The sequence below is a fragment of the Oscillatoria sp. CS-180 genome, from assembly GCF_028330965.1.
Classification (GTDB): Bacteria; Cyanobacteriota; Cyanobacteriia; order Phormidesmidales; family Phormidesmidaceae; genus Halomicronema.
This window is the reverse complement of record NZ_JAQMUB010000070.1, coordinates 1-21502: the sequence shown is the minus strand read 5'-3', so window position 1 is coordinate 21502 and position 21502 is coordinate 1. Positions and strand designations below refer to the sequence as shown.

General features: G+C 49.5%; 24 protein-coding genes and 1 tRNA gene. 10 read left to right on the top strand and 15 right to left on the bottom strand.

Annotation, left to right across the window (positions count from 1 at the left end):
* Positions 1-17 precede the first annotated feature (17 nt).
* The 4 genes from PN498_RS16910 to PN498_RS16895 form a co-directional block, all read right to left on the bottom strand.
* The gene (locus PN498_RS16910) at positions 18-1736 is read right to left on the bottom strand and encodes an ABC1 kinase family protein (RefSeq protein WP_272064196.1); all 1719 of its coding nucleotides are present in this window, start codon (positions 1734-1736) and stop codon (positions 18-20) included.
* A 239-nt stretch (positions 1737-1975) separates the two neighbouring features.
* Complete coding sequence (locus PN498_RS16905; protein ID WP_272064147.1) at positions 1976-2308, bottom strand: DUF6825 family protein; 333 nt, start codon at positions 2306-2308, stop codon at positions 1976-1978.
* Positions 2309-2561: 253 nt separating this feature from the next.
* On the bottom strand, positions 2562-3995 hold the full coding sequence (locus PN498_RS16900; RefSeq protein ID WP_272064146.1) for a hypothetical protein: 1434 nt from the start codon (positions 3993-3995) through the stop codon (positions 2562-2564).
* A 138-nt stretch (positions 3996-4133) separates the two neighbouring features.
* On the bottom strand, positions 4134-6905 hold the full coding sequence (locus PN498_RS16895) for a CBS domain-containing protein (RefSeq protein WP_272064145.1): 2772 nt from the start codon (positions 6903-6905) through the stop codon (positions 4134-4136).
* Positions 6906-7324: 419 nt separating this feature from the next.
* On the opposite strand from PN498_RS16895, the gene psbZ reads away from it, so the two are divergent.
* The 6 genes from psbZ to PN498_RS16865 all read left to right on the top strand — a co-directional run bounded on the left by psbZ (position 7325) and on the right by PN498_RS16865 (position 12055).
* Positions 7325-7513, top strand: a complete 189-nt coding sequence (gene psbZ, locus PN498_RS16890) for a photosystem II reaction center protein PsbZ (protein WP_272064143.1) — start codon at positions 7325-7327, stop codon at positions 7511-7513.
* A 23-nt stretch (positions 7514-7536) separates the two neighbouring features.
* The gene (ribH, locus tag PN498_RS16885; RefSeq protein WP_272064141.1) at positions 7537-8109 is read left to right on the top strand and encodes a 6,7-dimethyl-8-ribityllumazine synthase; all 573 of its coding nucleotides are present in this window, start codon (positions 7537-7539) and stop codon (positions 8107-8109) included.
* Between the two features lie 97 nt (positions 8110-8206).
* Positions 8207-8278: transfer RNA gene (locus tag PN498_RS16880), tRNA-Gly, on the top strand.
* Positions 8279-9231: 953 nt separating this feature from the next.
* Complete coding sequence (locus PN498_RS16875; RefSeq protein ID WP_272064139.1) at positions 9232-9708, top strand: allophycocyanin; 477 nt, start codon at positions 9232-9234, stop codon at positions 9706-9708.
* Positions 9709-9782: 74 nt separating this feature from the next.
* The gene (locus PN498_RS16870; RefSeq protein ID WP_272064137.1) at positions 9783-10268 is read left to right on the top strand and encodes an allophycocyanin subunit beta; all 486 of its coding nucleotides are present in this window, start codon (positions 9783-9785) and stop codon (positions 10266-10268) included.
* 80 nt (positions 10269-10348) lie between these two features.
* Positions 10349-12055: a chlorophyll a/b binding light-harvesting protein gene (locus PN498_RS16865; protein WP_272064135.1), complete on the top strand. Its 1707-nt coding sequence runs from the start codon at positions 10349-10351 to the stop codon at positions 12053-12055.
* A gap of 460 nt (positions 12056-12515) precedes the next feature.
* On the opposite strand, the gene PN498_RS16860 is transcribed toward PN498_RS16865, so the two are convergent.
* A complete protein-coding gene (locus PN498_RS16860; protein ID WP_272064134.1) occupies positions 12516-13448 on the bottom strand; it encodes a helix-turn-helix domain-containing protein in 933 nt (310 codons plus the stop codon).
* Positions 13449-13618: 170 nt separating this feature from the next.
* Here PN498_RS16860 and PN498_RS16855 point away from each other — a divergent pair, with 170 nt between their 5' ends.
* Positions 13619-14248, top strand: coding sequence for an NAD(P)-dependent oxidoreductase (locus PN498_RS16855; RefSeq protein ID WP_272064132.1), 630 nt, complete (start codon positions 13619-13621; stop codon positions 14246-14248).
* A gap of 150 nt (positions 14249-14398) precedes the next feature.
* Positions 14399-14908 (top strand): anthrone oxygenase family protein, encoded by a 510-nt coding sequence (locus PN498_RS16850; RefSeq protein ID WP_272064130.1) that lies wholly within the window; start codon positions 14399-14401, stop codon positions 14906-14908.
* A gap of 80 nt (positions 14909-14988) precedes the next feature.
* On the opposite strand, the gene PN498_RS16845 is transcribed toward PN498_RS16850, so the two are convergent.
* The 7 genes from PN498_RS16845 to PN498_RS16815 all read right to left on the bottom strand — a co-directional run bounded on the left by PN498_RS16845 (position 14989) and on the right by PN498_RS16815 (position 19209).
* Positions 14989-15672, bottom strand: coding sequence for a class I SAM-dependent methyltransferase (locus PN498_RS16845; RefSeq protein WP_272064128.1), 684 nt, complete (start codon positions 15670-15672; stop codon positions 14989-14991).
* A 159-nt stretch (positions 15673-15831) separates the two neighbouring features.
* Positions 15832-16278 (bottom strand): DoxX family protein, encoded by a 447-nt coding sequence (locus PN498_RS16840; protein ID WP_272064127.1) that lies wholly within the window; start codon positions 16276-16278, stop codon positions 15832-15834.
* Positions 16279-16356: 78 nt separating this feature from the next.
* Positions 16357-17001: a VOC family protein gene (locus tag PN498_RS16835; protein ID WP_272064126.1), complete on the bottom strand. Its 645-nt coding sequence runs from the start codon at positions 16999-17001 to the stop codon at positions 16357-16359.
* Between the two features lie 6 nt (positions 17002-17007).
* The gene (locus PN498_RS16830; protein ID WP_272064125.1) at positions 17008-17631 is read right to left on the bottom strand and encodes a class I SAM-dependent methyltransferase; all 624 of its coding nucleotides are present in this window, start codon (positions 17629-17631) and stop codon (positions 17008-17010) included.
* A 3-nt stretch (positions 17632-17634) separates the two neighbouring features.
* Complete coding sequence (locus tag PN498_RS16825; RefSeq protein ID WP_272064123.1) at positions 17635-18177, bottom strand: adenylate kinase; 543 nt, start codon at positions 18175-18177, stop codon at positions 17635-17637.
* 62 nt (positions 18178-18239) lie between these two features.
* Positions 18240-18737, bottom strand: coding sequence for a cupin domain-containing protein (locus PN498_RS16820; protein WP_272064121.1), 498 nt, complete (start codon positions 18735-18737; stop codon positions 18240-18242).
* A 46-nt stretch (positions 18738-18783) separates the two neighbouring features.
* A complete protein-coding gene (locus PN498_RS16815) occupies positions 18784-19209 on the bottom strand; it encodes a DUF6326 family protein (RefSeq protein WP_272064120.1) in 426 nt (141 codons plus the stop codon).
* Between the two features lie 227 nt (positions 19210-19436).
* Between PN498_RS16815 and PN498_RS16810 the strand changes: the two genes are divergently transcribed.
* Both PN498_RS16810 and PN498_RS16805 read left to right on the top strand, forming a co-directional pair.
* Complete coding sequence (locus PN498_RS16810; protein ID WP_272064118.1) at positions 19437-19697, top strand: type II toxin-antitoxin system Phd/YefM family antitoxin; 261 nt, start codon at positions 19437-19439, stop codon at positions 19695-19697.
* Between the two features lie 22 nt (positions 19698-19719).
* Positions 19720-19851 carry a hypothetical protein gene (locus PN498_RS16805; RefSeq protein WP_272064116.1) on the top strand — a complete coding sequence of 44 codons (132 nt, stop codon included), beginning with the start codon at positions 19720-19722 and terminating at the stop codon, positions 19849-19851.
* Between the two features lie 54 nt (positions 19852-19905).
* On the opposite strand, the gene PN498_RS16800 is transcribed toward PN498_RS16805, so the two are convergent.
* From PN498_RS16800 to PN498_RS16790, 3 genes are all read right to left on the bottom strand, one after another.
* Positions 19906-20103 carry a hypothetical protein gene (locus PN498_RS16800; protein ID WP_272064114.1) on the bottom strand — a complete coding sequence of 66 codons (198 nt, stop codon included), beginning with the start codon at positions 20101-20103 and terminating at the stop codon, positions 19906-19908.
* Between the two features lie 3 nt (positions 20104-20106).
* Entirely contained in the window at positions 20107-20580 is a 474-nt protein-coding gene (locus PN498_RS16795) for a type II toxin-antitoxin system VapC family toxin (protein ID WP_272064113.1), read from the bottom strand.
* Between the two features lie 92 nt (positions 20581-20672).
* Positions 20673-21263, bottom strand: coding sequence for a class I SAM-dependent methyltransferase (locus PN498_RS16790; RefSeq protein WP_272064111.1), 591 nt, complete (start codon positions 21261-21263; stop codon positions 20673-20675).
* Positions 21264-21502: the final 239 nt, after the last annotated feature.

Here is a 21502-nt window from a genome sequence, read left to right as displayed (position 1 = left end):
GGCCTGTCCTTTCCTCGTTAAGGTAGCCGATCGGCGCGTCCCATTTGTATCATCAGCCTTAGAAGGGCAGTTCCGGCAACTCCGGCGACAATGAAGGCGGCGATCGCTAACCACAAGAACCCGTAAACCAGCAAGATGGTGGCCGATAGAACAAAGGCCCCCACCAATAGCGTGTAGTTGGTTGCCATATTAACGCTACTCACCCGCCTTAAGATACGGTCTGTCTCAATGGACCGAACCCGCACTCGAATATCCCCTCGCTCTAACTTGTCAAGGGTGTCTTCTAATCGGCGAGGCAAACCAAACGCCGTAGAACCTACTTGAGCAGCCTGACGCCCTAGTTCGCCAAACAAAGATTCTGTTGAGTTAGACAAATCGTTATTGCTCATAAGCTTGGCGGCAAACGGCTTGGCCGCTTCCATAAAGTTGAATTCTGGATCGAGACCCTTTCCAACCCCTTCCAACGTGGAAAACGCTCGCATGACAAACGTGAACGTGGCTGGAAAACGGAAAGGCTGATCGTAAGCAATCTCATACAAGTCATCACTGATCTCAGTAATGGACTGCTCTTCGAAGGGCTTATCCATCAGATTATCCAAGATATATTGGACTGATCGACGAACAGGCCCCATATCTTCAGCTTCTTCTAAAGCACCCAAATCGACCAAAGAAGAAACAACGAGGTCGGCATCTCGCTGGGCAATGCCTATGAACGTTACCATAAGTCGTTCACGAGTCACAGGCTGAACCTGACCCATCATGCCAAAGTCATAAAAGATCAGTGCCCCATCAGGGCTTACAGCAATATTGCCCGGATGAGGATCAGCATGAAAGAAACCATCATCCAGCAGCTGATGAAGGTAAGCTCTAGCACCCAGATGAGCCAGATTCTTGCGATCTAGGCCCGCCGCTTCGAGCGCATCATAATGGCTGATCTTAATGCCTGGCATATATTCCAGTGTCAGCACTCGGGGAGAGGCATACCGCCAGAACACCCGGGGAACCTGTGCCCAGTCATGCTGGCGAAAGTTTCGGCGGAAGGTATCAGCATTGCGGCCTTCATTCAGGTAGTCAATTTCTTCCCAGAGAATCCGACAGCATTCCTCATAAATGCCAACCCAATCGCGGCCCTTACCCCAATAAGGATGACCCTGAAAATAGAGAGCAATTCCCTTGAGGATCGACAAATCAATTTTGAACAGGCGAACGAGGCCCGGACGTTGAACTTTGACGACGACTTCTTCTCCGGTATGAAGCTGCGCCCGGTGAACCTGGCCTAAACTAGCTGCCGCCAAAGGAATGGGATCAAAGCTTTTGAACAGCTGAGGTATGGTTTTACCGAAATCTGAGGTAATGATTTCTTCGACAAGTTCGTAACTAAAAGCAGGAACCCGGTCCTGTAGTTTCGAAAGTTCCTCAACGTACTCAGAGGGAAATAGGTCTGCTCGGGTTGAGAAGAGCTGACCCAGCTTGATGAACGTAGGACCTAGCTCAAGAAATGTTTCTCGAATCCAGACAGCCTGCCTGCGTCGCCGAATCGCCAGCTTCTCGGGCGTCATTTTCCCGGTATAGCTCCAGGGCTTTTTGTAAAGCCATCGAGCACCCAGAAATCGGAACACAAACGACCAAATATCGACTGTGCGCTTCGTCCGAGAATACCGCTTGCGGTTCCAGCGATAGGATTTGCCGCGTTCAGCCGACACCACATTTGGGACGACGTTTGGAGTAGAGGTAATTTCGGGCTGAATATTGACAGCCGGTGGCAAAACGCTAGCCTGAGCATCCGGCTGTAGGTGTTCCTCTGTAATCGAGGTGTCTTTCACAGCCTGGTGCTCAGATGACACGAAACCATTGCCAGAATCTTCATCAGGCAACGTCTTAGAAGAGGAAACGGAATCGTAGGCAGCAGACACTCAAACTCCCGAAAAGTAGCTAGAGAACAACAACAATGACCAATAATTGATGCGATCGCGCACTAGTTCAAAGATGCCCGATACTGTTGCAGAGTTGCGCGGACCTGAGCAATCTCAGCACGTAAATTATCGATAGTGGCTTGCAAATCTTGAGAGCCAGCAGCAGTGGAGACGCCTACAACGCCGTCAACTGGCATTTCTTGAGAGACTTGTGACTCTTGCTGCTGGACACGAGCCATGACTTCTTCAGTAAACTGCCGCAAATTTTCTCGCTGTTCAGCGTCAAAACGACCCAGGTTGCTGAGAGCTTCAGTCATAGATTGCTCAACCTGTTCACCGATCGCGGACGCTAACGCCCGTCCCATAAAGAAGGCATGGACAACAGGACTGCTCATAATGTCACACTTTGTTACACCTCACGTTCAGATTATAACGTTCTTGCCAAAAAGTCCTCTGTCTTTATCTAGGGAAAATTAGTGAATTGAAACGGAGTTCATCCCTGTTTTGCAAATGCCCCTCATCCCCTAGCCCCTTCTCCAAAATCAGGGCAAGGGAAGCGAGATGCAAAGTCCTAAGCTCGGTAGAGGGATTTGAGGGTGAGGGCCATGAAAGTGGGTACACCTCTTGAAAAGCGCCTCCTGCCTAAGCTTAGCCCTCAGAAGTTGCTTCGGAAGCTGGGGCAGCTTTAGGTTCTGTTTCAGAAAAATTCTGTGGAAAAGTTTCAGCTGCATCGGAAAAATTAGCCGGACCCTCTTCCACCGGAGTTCGAATAGGCGGCACAGAAAAATCCTGTGGGACTCTCTCGACCGGAGGCATACGCTCAGCTTCGCGGGGAGCTTCGATAGGCGTCTCTTCGATAAACGTGTCGGGTTCTACCGGTTCTTCGTCGGCAAAGGTATCCTCATTCACCTCGGGCTCAACATAGGCAGGCGGAACTTCATCAGGCCAGTCAGCCGCATTTGCAGGGGCTTCCCAAATCGGCTCCTGAGGCGGAGCATCCATGTCAGAATCAAACCAGTCCTCTTGTTCACGAGCAGGAATATAGGGTGAGTCAAAGGCTGCCTCCGGGTCATCACCAGACCATTCAGTTTGCTCAGGAAACGATTGATTGGGGTCAAACTGGATAGCGCCGGGCAGGTTCTTGGCACTCAGCCGCCAGACAGTGCCCAAAGTAACGCCTCCAATCGCGGCCAAAAAAGCCGTTCCCAGCAGAGCAGGATAAAGCCGTTTTTTCACCTTTTGAGGAGATGTAGGCTGAGCCGGTCGAGTGTCTGCAGGCTGAGCCGGTCGAGTCATTAACTGATTTCTAGGAGAACTAATCTGATGAGGGGCATCGGCATCAGGTAACTGATCTAGCCATTGACGCAGCGATCGCGACTCGCTGCCACCGTCCTCTGGCTGAATGCCCTGACTAATCGCCTGGACAATAAGTGGGCTTAGGGACGGCTGCTTTTGACTCAGGTGTGTACCGACACTGTCCATCATCTGAGCAGACTCTAGGATTTCGCCTGTCAAAAAGCTATAGAGCAGCCGAGACAAGAACGGCACCATCCCATCAGGACTGCCAACAGACATCGGACGACCGGCAAACTGATTGAGATAGGCTAATGGCAACCCCGTCAGTGTTACGGCGTAGTCTTGGGTCAACCAAATTCGGTTGGGGGAAAGGTCGATGCTAGAGATGCCCTGTCCAGCCAACCAGGTAATGTGATTGGCAACGTGACGAATGGTTTCTAGTGCTTGCTTGGGTGATAGGGGTGCAGAGGACTTACGAAGCGAAGACCAGGGCAGACCAATGGTGGTTCCCATCGTTAAACACAGCGTGCGATCGCCCTCGCGAAATAGCTGAAACGGATTTGGCAGGGGTGACTGGGGAGAAAATGCAATGCCCTCTAAACGAGCAATAAGGGCTGACAAGTCGCCACAGCTATCCTCAGGCGGGAGCGGAAAAATTTGGATAAAGACCCGCATTCCAGAAACGACGTGAGTTCCCCAATACAGATCGCCATTGGGGGCTGCATCTAAGAGGGCATCGATAACGTAGTGACCGTTCTGAAGGGCAGTCCCTGGGGCAAGCGGCATAGGTTTAGAAGCGATAGCGGGAACAACGGTAATTTTAGACTTTCTTAAATTTACCCTGTCGTGTTTCTCCTGGCGCATGAGAGTTGACAAGTACCTGTAGAGGTAGTGGGCAAGTAGGAACCCTGTCCCTTGCATCTTCTAGCTCCGCTTAGGCATCTCCGGATAGTGCTGTCTTAAAAGCACGATCGCCGCTTCTCGATTCGCAATAGTGCCATCCAAAGTAGCTGACAATAGGGTATCCAGCATCTCTCGATATTGAGGACCAGGCTGATAGCCCAGCTGCTTCAGATCATTACCGTTCAATAGTGGTTTCACCTGAGACCATTGGGTTAAGTATCGCCAAATAGTCGAGCCCAGTGGCCGAAAATGCCGGGCGCTGACTAACAGCAAAGTCTCTGTGTCATAAGGCTTTAGGCACTGTGCGAACTGACTGGGGCGATCGCACTGGGGCAGCGCCGCCAGCAACGTTGCTTCCGACTCCATCAGATAGGCTAATCGATCAATACTGGCCTGAGGCAACTGTAAATGACGGGCAACTCGCTGGCGATCGTCCGAGGGCACCGCTGCAATTAAAAGTTCCAACCGCATCTGCCAGGGAACCAAAGACGACAGCAATTCCACCTGTGATAGCCAGCGACTCAGAAGCCGCATTTGCCGCCAGAGGTCGTTCGTCATCGCCAAACTAGGATGCAGACACACCAAAGCTTCCAGAGAGTCCAGCAGAGAGAGCGCGGGTTCCCAGTAGGCAGCTTCTAAGATGTAGTTCAGTTCCGCTTTCAGCCGAGTTTGTAAGGCTGGCAGCTTGGTCATCTCTTTCTGCAGCCGCTGATAAACCTCACTCTTGATGGCATAGCGAATGAAGCCCTCCGTTTGCGGTTCCAGAGTGAATCCCAAACGTACCGCAAACCGCACCGCCCGATAAATGCGGGTGGGATCTTCAATAAAGCTATTGGCATGCAGAACTCGGATTTGCTGACGTTGCAGATCATCCAGCCCACCGAAGAAATCTAGCAGCTTGCCACGATGGGGTGGTGTTAGGCGAACGGCCAACGCATTGATGGTAAAGTCCCGACGATATAGGTCCTGGCGAATAGAACTCGCCTCGACTTCTGGATTAGCCGCAGGATAGGGATAAAACTCCGTTCGGGCCGTGGCAATATCCACCATCAACGGATCTCGGTTTTGCGCGGCGTCTCCATGCCAAACCAGTGCTGCGGTTTGAAATCGTCCATACACCTGTAGCTCAGCCTCTGGATGCTGGGCTTTGATTGTCTCCGCCAGCACCACACCTGCGCCCATCTCCAAAGTCTGATAGGCGCTATCAACCACAAGGTCAACGTCCTGCAATTTCAGGGGTTCTGAGGTCGGCGTTAGGAACAGGTCTCGTACCCCCCCTCCCACCAAATACAGCTGCCATCCCCGATCCACAGCGGCAGCAGCCATAATTTCTAACATTTCCCAAAGTTCGCTATCCAACCGCTGCTTGAGGCTATGCCACAGCTGCGAGGCTGCGGGTGGACGGCGGGTGGACGAAGTCGCTGCTTCGGTCATCTCGAAATCTGCTTCCTGCTGCTGGTCATCATGGAGTTGTCGCAGCAAATCTGTCCGGGTGACAATGCCGACGAGTTTTTCTGAGTCCAAAACCGGGAGTCGTCCAACGTCATAGGTCACCATCATTGACTCAATTTCGGGCAGTGTCGTTTTAGGCGAAATCGTCTTGACCTCGGTGCTCATGTAGCCTTTCACAGGCGCATGTCCAAAACCGTGATGCAGCGCCAAGTCAACATCTCGGCGGGAAATGACCCCCACTAGCTGGCCCGCATTGTCAACCACAGATAGACCAGAGTGGCCGTATCGCAGGAGAATTCGCTGGGCCTCTGCAACAGTCGTCTTGGGCAGAATGGTTCTAACAGGAGACGACATCAAATCTTGAGCCGTGGGAGCCGCTGGAATTTGGCTTCGTAAATCAGACAAGACGACCTGAAAATCCGCTTCAGGATCGTCTGTTGTCCGCGTCACTGCCGCTGCTGCTGGATGTCCACCGCCCCCCCAGGGCGAAAACAGCTCGTTAAAATCGACCCCAGCGCGATCGCCTCGTCTCATCACACGACTCTGCGCTCGGCCAATCAACGTCAGCTTCTTGACACCGCCCTTCGTTAAAAACCAAGCTCCCAGCAGGAAGCTGTCCACATTGATCAGAGAAATTAGCCGCTCAGCCAAACTCGATAATCCAGGGACGTACCATTTTGTTTCTAACAAAACCCAACCGAGAGAACTGCCTTGATGTCGAATCTGCTGATACGTAGCAAGTGCCGTTTCCAACAGATCTTGCAGCGTGGAGGACAGATTCGGTTCGACAAACTCCGCGATCGCGCTCTGGCTCGCCCCTTGCTCCATCAGCCAGGCCAGCGCTAGCGCATCTCTCGCTGTTGCTGACGTAAAGGTTAGCGATCCAGTATCCACGTGAATACCTAATGCCATCACGGTCGCCTGGGCCACTGTGATAGACACCACCTCAGCCTGCAAGCGTTCCACCAACAGAGTCGTCGCTGCCCCTACGGATTCAATCACCGTCTCTGTTGCCGGAATTGTGCCGTTCGCAGCTGGGTGATGGTCATAAACCGCAATTCTGCCGCCTCGATCTGTCACCGTGGCAATCCAAGGCGCGAGCGGACCCAACCGCTCCACAAACTGAGTATCAACAATGGTGATGGATTCGACACCGTTTACATCGACAGCCCGGCGCTCCACTAGCGAGTATTCGTCCCGATGTAAGGCGAGAAATCGCTGTACTGTTGGATGCGCTCCTCCGGCTAACACAATTTGGGCAGCAGGATTTAGCAGGGTTACTGCGACGGCTGCGCCTAGAGTGTCAAAGTCAGCAGTGGTATGGCATAGCACCAAATCCATAGGCGATTGAGTCGAGGGGATGGTTTGCGAGAGGACAGGTTATGAGAGGCTGATTTGTGAGGGTCATGCGTGAGTAGCCCTATATGATGGGGCGATCTAGGCGATCGCTAAGCTATAGCCGTCGTTGATTCCGTTAGAACAAAACGGCAAGCCATCTGGCCATCCACTCAGCATTCGGACACGATTGGGTGCATAAGCTTAAATGGCTGAAGTTATGGTTCATCAAAATCACCTCAATTACTGAGAGCACGCTATCGATTTGGGACCTAATACTTCAGTGGAAATTCTCTAACATGCTTCGCATTAAGACTTCCGTCGCACTCATATTTCTGATAGCTTACTAAAGTAATGGTGGTGATAGGCAGATTGTCTGCTGCACCGTTCTTCATCGCTGTGTTAAGAGAAGAGATTTAACCAAAATGGTAATTATTTTCCAGCTAGCACTTTTTGCACTGGTTCTATTGTCTTTCGCAATGGTTGTTGGTGTCCCCGTAGCCTACGCATCCCCCCAAAACTGGGAGCAGTCTAAGCGTCTAATCCTGCTGGGTTCGGTTGCCTGGGGTATCCTAGTTGTAGTTGTCGGTGGCCTCAACTATCTTGTGGTTTAACCGTTCGATATTCAGCAGGGTTTATGGCTGTTTTTGAAGGAAATTTTCACGAGAGTGAACCTCGTCGGTTTGCTCTTGTGATTGGTCGCTTTAACGACCTGGTTACAGAAAAGCTACTCGCAGGCTGTCAAGACTGTTTGAAACGTCATGGTGTGGACATTGATCCCCACGGCGATCAAGTGGATTACGCCTGGGTGCCAGGAAGCTTTGAAATCCCAATGGTGGCTCGTCAACTTGCTTTGACAGGCCGATACAGCGCCATTATTTGTTTGGGAGCAGTCATCAAAGGGCATACTCCCCACTTTGACTATGTAGCAGCCGAAGTCTCTAAGGGGATTGCCGCGACAAGTTTCCAAACAGGAGTTCCCGTTGTCTTTGGTGTGTTGACGACCGACACCATGCAGCAGGCTCTAGAGCGAGCGGGCATTAAAAGCAACCTTGGCTGGAACTACGCTATGAGCGCGCTTGAGATGTCCAGCCTAATGGGACAAATCCACAGCTTACCTTTGGAAAATCCCAACGGACTGATGGGCAGTTCATCGCCATCATTGCCCTCAGCGGTGGTAGAAACCTCTCCAGCGCAGACCTCTAGCTAGAGAAAATGGAGAGCAAGCTTCCCTGGAAATTTAATCGGCAAACGTTGACAATCGCATCATCGTTTGAGATATTGAATAAACGCCTGAAATGGCGCTTGCGGGTATAGCTCAGTGGTAGAGCGTCACCTTGCCAAGGTGAATGTCGCGCGTTCGAATCGCGTTACCCGCTTTAGTAAATCGAATATATTTTACCTAGACTATGTACAGGCACTATAAGCAGTGTCTGTACATAGTCTGTATTGCTTAGAACTTGCAAACAGGACACACTTTCAACATTAAGCAATAGTCTTTCGCAGAAACCTCTCAGAACTCAGCCACTGAAAGATGGCCAGCTATACAATACTCAACAAAAAAACAGCCTCTTGGTACTTCAAAATCAGCCTATATTTCTCAGGATGATTAGATATTTCCTATCCAAAGAATTGAATAGAGCAAAATCCTTTTCTCGCAGGTAAATTTCCTTTAACTTATATGTGATTTCTTTAGTGAAGTCGTTAACGGGTAGCGCTTGAATCTATATGTGGAAGTAGCAAAATCGAAATTTTGTTTCTCTAAGTACTAGATAGTTAGCAGGTGATATACCCCTGAGAATCCTGAATTGATCAAGTTTCTCAGCACCGTAAAGCCGAGTAAGTTCAAAGTTTTAATGTGGTAGGGCTTTTAGCTAACTTGTAGGAGAGCTAGTGCTTGTCTTCTGTCGGCCAATGAGAGGGAGCTTTTCCGGTTTACGTGAGATGTCAAAAAAGTCAGGGCGAAAAGCTTTTAGCCCTAGGAAAAAATGCATCTTAACTAAAAATTCATGACGTTGATCTGAATTTGCGCAAATTCAAAGGTTTTCTTGATGCGATCGCTAGCCACCAGGGTTAGTTGACTGTCAAGTAAATTTTGAGTCGAGTAGATTTAGTGAAGTCTTTTCCTGCTTTTATAGCAATGCGCTAGAAGTTGGAAAGACTTTACTTGAGAATTGCTTCCAAATCTGAATTTGCCTGGAAACAGAAATATTGAGACTTGATACACCAAGTCTTTGTTTAAGCATCACGTCGGCGATGCTGTAGATTTTGCTGTTTTGAACTAATGGACTTTAAAATTCGGAAATTTTTCAGTGGAGGAAAGTTTCAAATCATGAGCATTGTAGCTAAGGTCATTGCCCAATCCGATCGCGCCAATCGTTTTTTGAGCAGTGCTGAACTCAACCAACTTCAAGATTTTTTCAATGATGGAACGGCGCGTATTAGCGCAGCGCAGAAGCTAGCCGAAAATCAGCAAAAAATTGTTGACGAAGGTAGCAAGCGTTACTGGGCTCAATGTCCAAACTGCCCCAGTAACAGCGGCGATCCGAAAAAAACAGCTAATTGCCAGCGCGATCAGGGATGGTACATCCGGGTGGTGAGCTACTGCATTCTGGCAGGTAATTCTAAGCCTATGGAAGATATCGGCATCGAAGGGGCGCGTGAAATGTATGTATCGCTAGGGGTTCTTCCGCTTTCGTATCACAGAACGGCTTACCGCTGCATCAAAGAGGTTGCCATGGGTCTTTTGACTGCTGAGGAAGGCGCTTTAGCAGCTCCTTACTTTGATCAACTGATTCGTGCATTTTAGGGTCTGAAACTCTAAAACACCGACGCTCTTCACTACGGCTTTTGATTGTTTACTGTTGTATTCGAGTTTTGATCATGCAAGACACTATTACGGCTGTTATTAACCCTGCTGATGAGGAATGTGCATACCTGGAGGGTTCTAGACTGGATACGCTCAAGAACTACTACCAGAGTGGCGCATTACGGGTCAAAGCAGCGACTCAAATCGGGGCTAACACCGCCAGCATTATTGGCGATGCAGTCAGGAAAAGCTTGCTCTATGGAAGCATCACCTGTCCAGGCGGCAATATGTATCCCTGTCGGCGTTATGCGGCTTGTTTGCGAGATTTAACTTATTTCCTGCGCTATGCCACCTATGCCATGCTGGCTGCCGATGTCTCCATTCTGGATGAGCGGGTACTCAACGGTTTGCGAGAAACCTATCTCTCATTGGGAGTTCCAATTGAACCCACTATTCAGGCAGTTCAAGCTATGAAAGAAGTCGTCACCGAACGGGTTGGGGCAGAAGCGGGTCAAGAAATGGGTATCTATCTTGACCACATCGTTGCCGGCCTCAGCTAGCCTCCGGCACGTGGACTAAAGGGCCTGTCTGCCTAAGGCAGGCCCTTGCTGAAAACCGCTATTGCAGTCAACCTATCACCATGCACGCTTCAAGCAAAATCCAGGAGCAATATCCCTGGTGGGCTGGCAATGCCCGATTTATTAACCTATCCAACACGTTTATCGTGGCTCATGCGGCCCAGGCGGCACTTATCATGCTGTGGGCTGGTGCCTTTACACTGTTTGAACTCGCTGTCTATTCGCCCAAAGACCCTTTATACGCTCAAGGGTTGATTCTGCTGCCCCACCTAGCAACCGAAGGCTGGGGTGTCGGTTCTGGCGGAGCCATTGTTAATACCTCTCCTATCTTTGCGATCGGGGTGATTCACATCGTGGCAGCTGGGGTTTTGGCCGGTGGGGCTTATTTCCATCGCAGTCGTCTATCTCCAAGCCTGAAGTCTGAGTCTGGAAACCCAACTAAATTTCATTTCGAATGGGATGATGCTCAAAAACTTGGCTTAATTTTAGGGCATCACCTCGTCATTCTGGGAATAGGAGCACTGCTGCTGGTCGCTAAAGCTCTATTTTTTGGGGGACTCTATGATGCCAATATTGAGGATGTGCGGCTGGTAACAGCACCCACCTTAAACATTGGCATCCTCTGGGACTACCGCACTCATCTGTTTGACGTGAGTACTTTAGAAGATCTAGTGGGTGGGCACATTCTTGTGGCGTTGCTGCTGATCTTAGGGGGAACTTGGCACATCTTAGTGCCTCCCTTCAAATGGGTCAGGGAGCTATTTCAGTTTTCTGCAGACGGCATTTTGTCGTATTCGCTGCTAGGGCTTGCCTTAGCTGGATTCGCTGCATCGTATTACTGTGGATTCAATACACTGGCCTATCCGGTAGAGTTTTATGGACCGACACTGGAACTGAAGTCTTCCCTGCTGCCCTACTACTTTGACCCTAATGCAACATTGGAACAGGGGTATACATCGCGCACCTGGTTAGCTAATACCCACTTTTATCTAGCCTTTTTCGTTTTACAGGGTTCTCTCTGGCATTTTCAACGGTCCCTTGGGTTGGACTTCGACGAAGTCCTGAAAAACTGGCAGCAGAGAATTGAGGAAACCAGCGATAACCCTAGCTTGGTTTATCAAGATGCTTTTCAGAACCAGCCTAAGCTACTGTCTGAAGTGCAATATGGAGCCCCTGACGCCGAACCCCAGCCATTGCTAAAAAGAGAGCAGCCATTTGAAGATTACGTCTACTGTCGCTCTCAAGGCATCAAGCTACCCGATTTAACAACTATCAATGGGGTGCACAAAACGCTTTATCAAATCGATTACCACCTTGAAAAAGACACGTTTTACCAACCCTCTGCGCTCGAAGATGTCAAAGCGAGGTTTGATCACAATACGCGATCGCCAGAGTGGCTTTATGAACAATCAATTCGAGTAGGAGAGGAACTCGTTTTCCCTGAACCCCTGAATACAGTTGATGAACCAGGCTACGGTCGCAGCCAATCTCCTATGAATTCTACTGGGGACACCTTTTACCAATCTTCTGCTCTCAAAGATGCCAAGATGCGGTTTAAAGGGGGTGGCATGCGATCAGCAGAGCGGTTTTATGAACAGCCTCAGCCACTAACTGATGAACTTGATTCTTCCCAACCCCTAGATGCAGTGGTTTATGAACCCAGTCATGCCCGCAACAACACCGCTGCCAATTACGAACCCAACAATGCTCGCGGCAGCAACTCTGGTGAGACGGACGAAGCTACTCTTTATCAAGCCCCTACTGGGTAAAGACAAAATCATACAGGGTTATTGACCTTATATGAGAGCCTTCCCATGACGGCTAAACTTCGTCTAGAAAATCCTGAGAGCAACCCTCTCAGGGTTTTTACACTGTTCAGATCGTGGTACTGGCGATCGCACAAATATGCAGCTTTAACCATCTAGGCTTGTGCACCCAATAGTATCCGGATACTCTCAGTACAAGGACAAAAGTTTTAGAGCACGATTAAATTCAAAGCGCCGCAGGGAGAAGCAGGAGAAGGTGCGCCGCAGAATGTCATAACCGTAGCGAAACAAACTTTTCGCTTAGACTCACGCTTGCCAGAGAGCTGAAAGGGTGGCTTCGACTAGGCATTCTGCGGAGGGTTAGTCATGTTCGACAGGCCCGCTGTATCCACGCGATCGCTATTGAGTTTCACCACAAACCAGCAAGCGCAAACTTACTGTAGGTCGCTCTAGCCCCTCATGCTTACAGCTTCTGAACTCTAAAGTTTCTAGGCGTTGTCCCCACGACTTTACGAAATTGCTTGCTGAGGTGACTGTGACTAGTGAATCCGCATTCCAGAGCAATATCGATGATGGCGCGATCGCTTTTTTTCAGTAGGTGTTTAGCGCGTTCTATCCGCTGTTGAATGACATATTGATGAGGCGAAATTCCCATGGATTGCTTGAACAGGCGTCCGAAATGGAACGGGCTCATATCAAGTAATCCAGCTAGGTCAGCTAGCTTCATGTCTTGGGCTAATTCAGCATCAATGTAGTCTAGGACTTGATTGAGCTGATAGGTCAGTAACCCGCCTTCATAACTTGATAACTGGGCCGTGGTTGTCCCGTAGTAACGCAGCATCTGCACCGCCAGCACATTGGCGAGTGAGTCTAGATACAGCACACCATTGGGTTGACGTTGCTGCATCTCCGAAATCAGGAGGGTGGCGATCGCTTCCAGTGGCTGATTTCGACTTTGAAAGGTTGGCACTAGCGTGAGGCGATCGCCGTCTTTTCCCAAGGTTTCCTCCGAAACCCGCTTCAGGAACAGTTCTGGTAGCTGAATTTGTAAGCAATTTTCGTCCCTCTCCCATCGCACAAATAGCGGTGTATTGGCAGGGGTGAGCAGCATATCGCCATGGCAATACAGCCCGGTGTGGGTTTTCCCATCCTGTTTCTGTAGGTAATGCAGAGGGCGCGGCGTCAGATTTACAAACAGCGTGTGGGCTTCGGCCTGAAAATCTCCTTCGCCTGGAGGAAATTGCAGATGCTCGATCTGAATGGTCTCTGTTTTCAGGACTAGAGCTGACTCGTATTCAAGCGAGTCGTCAGGAAAGGAATCGGATGCTTGGGATTGAGCAGGAGCCATCGGTTCAAGGCCACAGTCATGTTGCTGATAGCGAGATACTGGCTGCACATTACAGGCCCATCTCGGATTTGTTGCTACACATTGAAATGTGAGTCAATCTTAAGGGTTACTCCCTGGTCTCACAAGTCACCGCAAGAAAGTGACAGCCCGGCAAAAAATGACAAGCACCACTCCGGCATCCTCCATAGGCTAAGAATGTCTTTATTGAGGAATTATCCATGCAACTCGTAATCTTTGGTGCAACCGGAACCGTTGGCCGTCAGGTAGTCCAACAAGCCTTAGAACAAGGCCACATAGTCACTGCCTTTGCTCGCAATCTCAGCAAACTTGATGTTCAACATCCTCAACTCAACTTCGCTCAAGGGGATGTCATGGATTCCTCGGCGGTGGAGCAGGCCATTTTAGGAAAAGATGCTGTGGTTTGCGTACTGGGTTCTGGAAAAAAGTTAAAGAGCACCATTCGCTCAGAAGGCACCCAACAAATTATCCAAGCGATGGAAAAGGTGGGGGTGCGCCGATTAATTTGTCAGTCGACTCTGGGCACTGGCGATAGCTGGAGCAATCTGGATTTTTACTGGAAGTATGTCATGTTTGGCTTTATTTTACGCCAGGTGTTTGCCGATCACGAACGGCAGGAAGCCCTAGTAAAGAACAGTCGCTTGGATTGGACCATTGTGCGTCCAGGAGCTTTTACCAATGGGCCACACACTGGTCATTATCGCCATAATTTCTCCAGCACTGATAGAAACATTACCCTCCAGATTTCTCGGGCGGACGTCGCGGATTTCATCCTGAAGCAACTCTCTGATCGGTCATCCCTGCACCAGACGCCCAGTTTGTCATACTGAATTGCTCATTTTTGAAAAGCAACATCTCAGGGGGAATTAGCCGAGTAGTCTGCGCGATCGCCTGGTTCCCTCCCAACGCTCTTTGCTAGTCAACCCAATACTTCGTCATCTTCTTCAACTGCTGACTTTTCAAATTAAGGAACTTGACCTATGTCTACTGAAGCCATCTTTCAATTTGTTCTAGTTGTAGCGACCTTGCTGTGTTCCCTTGTGGCCGGCTTCTTGTTTGCTTTTGCCACAGTTGTGATGCCTGGTATCAAAACGTTGAATGACCGCGACTTTATTCGAGCATTTCAGGTGATTGATGGTGTCATTCAGAATAATCAGCCGCTATTCGTGGCTGTGTGGATGGGTTCCGTGGTGGCATTGGTGGCTGCGGTTGGGCTAGGCTTCGGACAACTGGATGGCGCTCAACGTCTGCTGTTGGTCTCCGCTCCTCTCGTCTACATCCTGGGAGTGCAATTGTCGACCTTCACAATCAACGTACCACTCAACAATCAACTCCAAGCGCTGGACGTCGATGTCATGGATGAAACGGCACTGAAGGTGGCTCGGATGGACTTCGAACCCCGTTGGAATCTATGGAACCTAGTGAGAACCCCTTTTGCCAGCCTGGTATCGGCGTTGCTGATTGTTTTGCTCTCTCAGTTGAAGGCATAGCCGATGGCTCGCTGTCTTGTCTCAGCGGAATTGGCGACGACCATAGCGCCATCGTTACAAGTCCATAGACATCAAGCTTCTTACCCTGGCTTTATTGCGATCGCGGCGATGCACATCCACTTTGACCAGCCAGTACCATAGTCAAACGATTTCACAGCTTCTAGTCCAGCGGCTTGCAGGCAAACGTTTAGCTGGTCGGAAGCATAGCCCCGATTATGCCAGCGCAGAGACAGCAGGAGCTGACCTAACCCTTTGCGTGTGACTGAGCCAATCAGCGGGGCACCCGGTTTTAGAACGCGGACCATCTCCCGTAACGTTTCCACGGGGTTGGCCATGTGCTCCAAAACATGGGCAAAGATGACTGCGTCGAAGGTTTCATCGGCAAAGGGCAGATGGCTGATATCTCCCCATCGTAAATCGAGAGACTTGCAGTAATTTTTCAGCCTTTGGTGAGCATGAGTCAACATGGGGTAGGAAATATCGACGCCGGAGACCTGTACTGGCTGATCGATACTATCTAAAAGTGCGAGGCTGAAGGCTCCTGTGCCTATCCCACAGTCGAGCATGTGAGAGGTCTGATTGAGATGCTGCAAGCGATCGCGCACGGCCTGACTTTCAAATAGCAGCTGGTAATCGTGGAGCTGACCCAGACGGGCCAAGTTGTCATGCCATTGGGGGGCCGATGCATCGTAGCGCGATCGTAGGGTATCAATGCTGGGAGCAGTTTCCCAATGGTCTAATGTGGGGATGGTGTTTAATAGCATGGTCAAATCGACCCTCTGGTTATAGAGGGCTATACGCTTTGTAGATTTGGCTGTGAGAAAGCTATGACTCGCCAGGAGCCAGGAGTGGAATCAGCCCGTTAGGTGAGACGATGTGGTCGAACCGGAGCTAACCCCAATGTTTCTGAGTTGGTTGACTGGTCAAGCACGACGTACCGCCATAAACCAGACCCACCACAGCAAGAAAAGTTGTAGGGGAACACGAAAAAACAGATAATCAGGGCCGTTAACGTTGCCACCAAAATCAACGGAGTTTAAAGCCGCATAGATATTAGATGGGAATACGGCAATCAAAAAAGCTAAGGTCAGCAAACCACTCAGACGGCGGACAGAAGGCCGTAAAAAGCCCAGTCCCAGAACAATTTCTATAATCCCGGTGATGTAAAGGATTGGATAGCGCCCCGGCACCCATGCGGGCAGCATCTGCACCATGCCCTTGGCCAAAGCACAATGACTGATACCTGTGAAGATGAACAAAGCCGCAAAGGCAATACAGCCAGCGGTACGAATTCGTTGAGGGCGTTGGGCGATCGCTAATAGTCCCCAAGTCACAGTAAATACGCTGAGTAGTACAACTAAAACAACCATGTCGCTTCCTGATTGAGAGCTTACCTGCCTCGTGGCGTTCGAGAAAAAATCGTGAATGAGTTGGATACTCTACTACGGTTACCAGTGCAAAATGAGTGGCATTGCCGGTCGAAAATCTTGAGTGTGCTTCAGGGCATGATGATCCAACGTGATTTCCATCAGATGTTCACGAGCTGATTGGATGGATAGGCGATCACATTTTGATACCAATGCCAACACCCCGTGAGTATCAGTCGAGGGTGTAGAAATAACCACCTCCGTAATCCTCTGGGAATTGCGTTCAGGTTGTGGTCGAGGTACGCCTGGATCATGGAACGGGAAGTAGAAACAGAGCGGTTCCCTCAAGTTCTGAGAATTGGCACCCACATGGAACCCTTTTGGCGGTGGGAAGTAGTCAGGTTGATAATGCCAGCCAGGGAAGGGCATATCGGAACTGGCATTGTCTTTATGGGGCACAAAAATGGCGCCAAACGGCGAAGCGGTGAAATTGTCAGCCCGCTCAGAAAAGTGTAGATTTCGACCCGGCCCATTTCTCGCTTCATCGGCATCCTGCACCCAGATCAGCTCCAGCATGCCGTTGGCAAAGTAAAACCGACGGTTGGCAGTACCTTGTCCGGGATGGGTATTGCTCGGTCCTTCTCGAAAGCCGTGTTCTAGCAGGCGATCGGCCACCTGCGCTGTCGGCTCAACCAGAATAAAGACGTGATCTAGCTTCAGATTCATGGTCGTTTATGCAGGCTTTTGGGCCACGATGAACATGGCTTTGCCCTTGCTCGGTTGCCATTGGTAGTCCAACTCAAATCCAGCACTGGTCAGGCTAGTTTCCAGTTCTTGGGTGGTGAAGACAGCGACGAAAGGAAAAAATCCGAGGAATCGGCCAATGGGCGCGATCAGCTTAAACCAGATCATCATGTCGCCTATGCAGGCAGTACTGGTCACGAAGACGCCTCCCGGTTTGAGCATTTGATAGACCTGAGCGATCGCCCTCTCCTTGTCTTTCAACAAATGCAAAATGCTGAGTCCCAGCACCGCATCTAAGCTCTGATTAGGAATGTCGAGATCTTCAATGGTGGCCTGTTCAAAGGTTACGTTATTGATGTGCTCAGCCTCGGCTTTGCCCTGAGCGATCGCAATCATGTTCTTTGAGAAGTCAATGGCGCGGATGTGCTTTACATAGGGCGCATGGAGGATGGCCGTCGATCCGGTTCCACAGCCAAACTCCAGCACGTCCATGTCGGGGTGAAAGTAGTCGCGGGTGATCGTCAGCTTTTTCTGGTAGGCGGCTTCATCGGCGATCGGCTGTTTTGAGTATTTTTCAGCGATTTTGTCCCAAAATTGGTTTGATTGAGCCATGATTTAAATCCTGGGTAAGGTAGCATCAGTTTGCGCTGCGACGGTCTGGTAGAACTGGGTGATGTCTTGGCGCGATCTCAAGTGATAAACCTGCTGGGTTGCCTCAGCTTGCGCCACATAGTCCCGATACTTTGGCGTCAATTTGGTATGGCACAACCAGACAGTGGTGTAGGAATTTAGCGTCCCTTTGAGCAGTGGACTGCCCTCCGGCCAACCAGCGGGCGGCACCCAAGCCCCTTGTAGAAATCGCTTCGTCACCCACCAGTAGTGCCACCATACGGGCATATCGAGATAAACCAGGGTATCGGCCACTTTCAGTCGTTCCCACACGGTATCTATAGAGCCAAAACCATCGACGATCCATTGATCCTGTTGCAGCAGCGCATCGTGAGTGGCTTTGAACTCAGTGTGAGGGACTTTATCGCCACCCGGTTGGTACTGGATGGAATCGAGGGGAACCCAAGGGAGTCCCGTTATCTCTGCCAGACGTTTACTAAGGGTGGATTTGCCACCGCCTGCATTCCCAAATACAGCGACTTTATTCATCAGTTTTCCTCTCTTTAAAGGCTCAAATCGACAGCAGCCAGAAACTTACTCAGTAGCAGCTATCAATCCTCAGTAGATTGCTCACTGCTCCAAAAAAGCTGAAGCGCTGACTCATCAAATATGTAAGCTGACTCACCATCCTGAATCACTCGTTTACCAAGCCGAGGAAAAACGCCAATATCTAAGCGTCCTGCTTCTCCACCAATCAGATATACAAGGTCTTCGCTGAACGGATTACGAAGATGATGGGGTTGTTGAGGCAGGCCAAATCCCATAAAGTCTCCTGGCTCAACTTCGTATTCCTGATCGCCGATTTCTACAATCCCTCGACCTGACAAGATGTAAACCCATTCTTCTTCATTTTGGTGGGCGTGGTAAATGAAAGATTCCTTACCCGGCGGTACACGAGCGATCGTCACACCAATGCGTTTGAGACCAACGGCACGGCCAAGAAACCGTAAATAAATTTCCGAATTGGGATTGAGCGGATGATGAAACTCAAACGCCTCCATTGAATGGATATCTGATGCTTTCAGCAGAGAATGTTGTTCATCAGTCATGGTGATGTTCTCCTATCAGATGGGTTAAGTGTTTGGCCAACAAATTTTATGACGACACTTCCTGAGCGATCGCGGGTTGCCTGAGAACCGGATTTCGCCATCGCCAAGCCGACCACATGATGACGGACAGCGCCGCACTTTCAACAATCAAGAAAAAGATATCGTCTAGATCGGTTGTGCCATAGGCGATCGCAAGGGAGAGGATGATCGCGGCGGCAATGATGTTGGCCCAGCGATTAGCACCGTAGGGCAATAGTCGAGACAGGAGCACCATCGCGATCGGTACCTCGATCACGAAGCCGGCCAACAGCAGCATGAGTTCTGATACCTGTCCGTTCATTAACGCTTCCAGATATTCCGGCTTAGCCAATTCATGCAGATCACGAAATATCATGTTGAGTAGAAAAAATATCCACAGGGTGGATAGCTTGGCCCTGGTTTCCATTGCCAACATGCGCTTCTGCAAATTCATGGTTGTTCACCTTCGTTACATCAACAACCCAAAATTACAAGCGGATGCGGGGAGTCGTAGTCCCCAGATGTGAGGATTAGATGTGGGGATTGACCGGTGAGTTTTATGGGGATTGCTGTGAGGAGTGGCTAAAGCCAACGCAGGTCAATTAACCGCAGGCTGCGATCGCTACTGGATTCTTGGCGGTAAACATTACAATGGGAGCACTTGAGCTGGTAGAAAGTGCGATGGCTTCATTCCCAATTGATGAGGCACAGACCCAACTGCAGCGGCTAATTGATGCTGTGAGTCAGTCACATCAACCAGTGATCATCACAGGCGCTAGTGGCAACGCCGTGCTTTTGTCTGAAGAAGATTGGTCCAGCATTCAAGAGACGCTTTATCTACTATCAGTTCCTGGTATGCGCGAGTCGATTAAAGCGGGGATGGACACCCCAATCGAAAACTGCGACGGAGAGTTGAATTGGACTCAACTGCGTCGTTGTTAAGATGTACGGATTTAGCAAATTCATGCCTTCAGCGGCGTTGCCAAAGGGCACGATCGCGATCGCCCTTAAGTGCGAGTTCAATAGACCCAGTCAATTAGGGCAAAAATTTCGGCAACTGACAGGCATCACACCGAAAGCCTATCGTACCCAGTAATAAATTCCATTCTCCAACGGCTAAGTTGAGCGGCGGCTAGATTCTTTTGCTTCATCACCGACTTACTTCTCTCGCCCGCCCGCTCCAACGTGTTGCTAGACCCGGCTCACGCGATAAGGTTACAATCTCTCTTCCGCTTTCTTCTTGCTTTTTACGTAGGTCTGCAAATATTGCATTCAAGTCGTAGTTAAAAGATTTGGCATATTCTTCGCGAATACGATGAATTTCTTCAACAATTTCATCTTTCCACATAGCCTAATCTCCCATCAATTCATTTGGTGTGCAGAGGACTGGAAGCACATAACCACAATCGAGGCTGATTTCTGCTAATTTTCCTTGAATTTGAGCATTTGCAATATGCCTACAATTCCACGTTAGCAAATAATCCATGCCGTGAACCGTTGCAGCAGCAATGTGGATGGCATCTACCTCAGCTTTGGGAGGCAAATTGCTTCGGGCTAGAAACTGCGCTGCCAAACCTTGCACAGCCTGGTTCAAAGCCAGCAGGGGAAGATTACGCAGTATTTCTAAACGTTGAGCTGCAATTTCAGGATCTCCCCGCGTCACCTCGTCCAAAACAGCCTCTGATGTGTAGAGAGTGAAAGTGTTTCGACGTAATTCCCACCAATCCTTGGTGATTTCCATATTTGCAGCTAATATCAGATTTTTAGTTGATCTAGCTGTGAGATAGCCCAAAAGACTCGTTTCGATGTAGACAGTTTCACTCATAGGGAATAGATTTGGGAATCTTTCCATTCTATGGCTGTCTGTTTCAAAAGCCCTGGTAGACTCACGATCTCAGCACTTAATTCAAAACTGACTTAACGTTTTTGCCAGACTAGAGAATAACGCCAAAATGGGTGTCTTTGAAGGCGAAAACCAGGTATTACACGATTGCTTACTGCCTTGATTTGTTCAAGTGACAATTGAGCAGAACGTGTTGGAGCAATTTTCTGTGGTGTTGCAGTTGATCCACAATGCCAGATTAAATAGACGAAATTGAGGGGAACAGAGATAAAACTATACATGTAATCCATAACAGTCACCTCCCGATAAAGCCCAAGAATAAGTAACTTTCCAGATGGCTGCAGAAGAGCCTTCATTTTGCATAGTGCCGCTTCTAAATCCATATGATGTAACGCAGCAATTGACACGATCGCATCGTAAAAATTTTGAGGTAAGTTAGCCTTCAAGAAATCAGTGTATTGGTAAGAAATATTAGAAGCATCATGCTGCCTTGATGCTTCCTTTAAAGTCTCAGCATCAACATCAAGAGCATCAACGAACTCCGACCTCCCAGAAAGTTTCAATGTGAAAGCGCCTAGTCCACAACCTACATCCAAAGCGTGATTGATCTTGTCAGGTAACTGGCAAAGCAGATAGTTATGAAAATGAGAGTTGTGATTCCACACTTATTTATGGTTAGGTAGACTTGTTCAGTATAATCACCCTCCCAAATGTTGAGAATTATCGGGGTGATTTGGAGCGATCGCCTACTCTAATCACGACTAACTGGACTTTGGACAATCAGGGTGACTGAAGAGCAGGAAAGTGGTAGAGGATTGGAAACTCTAAGCCCTACCACTGATGTCAACCTATCTTGAACCGCTGCGCCAATTTCGCCAAGCGATTTACGAAAGCTTTCCGTATC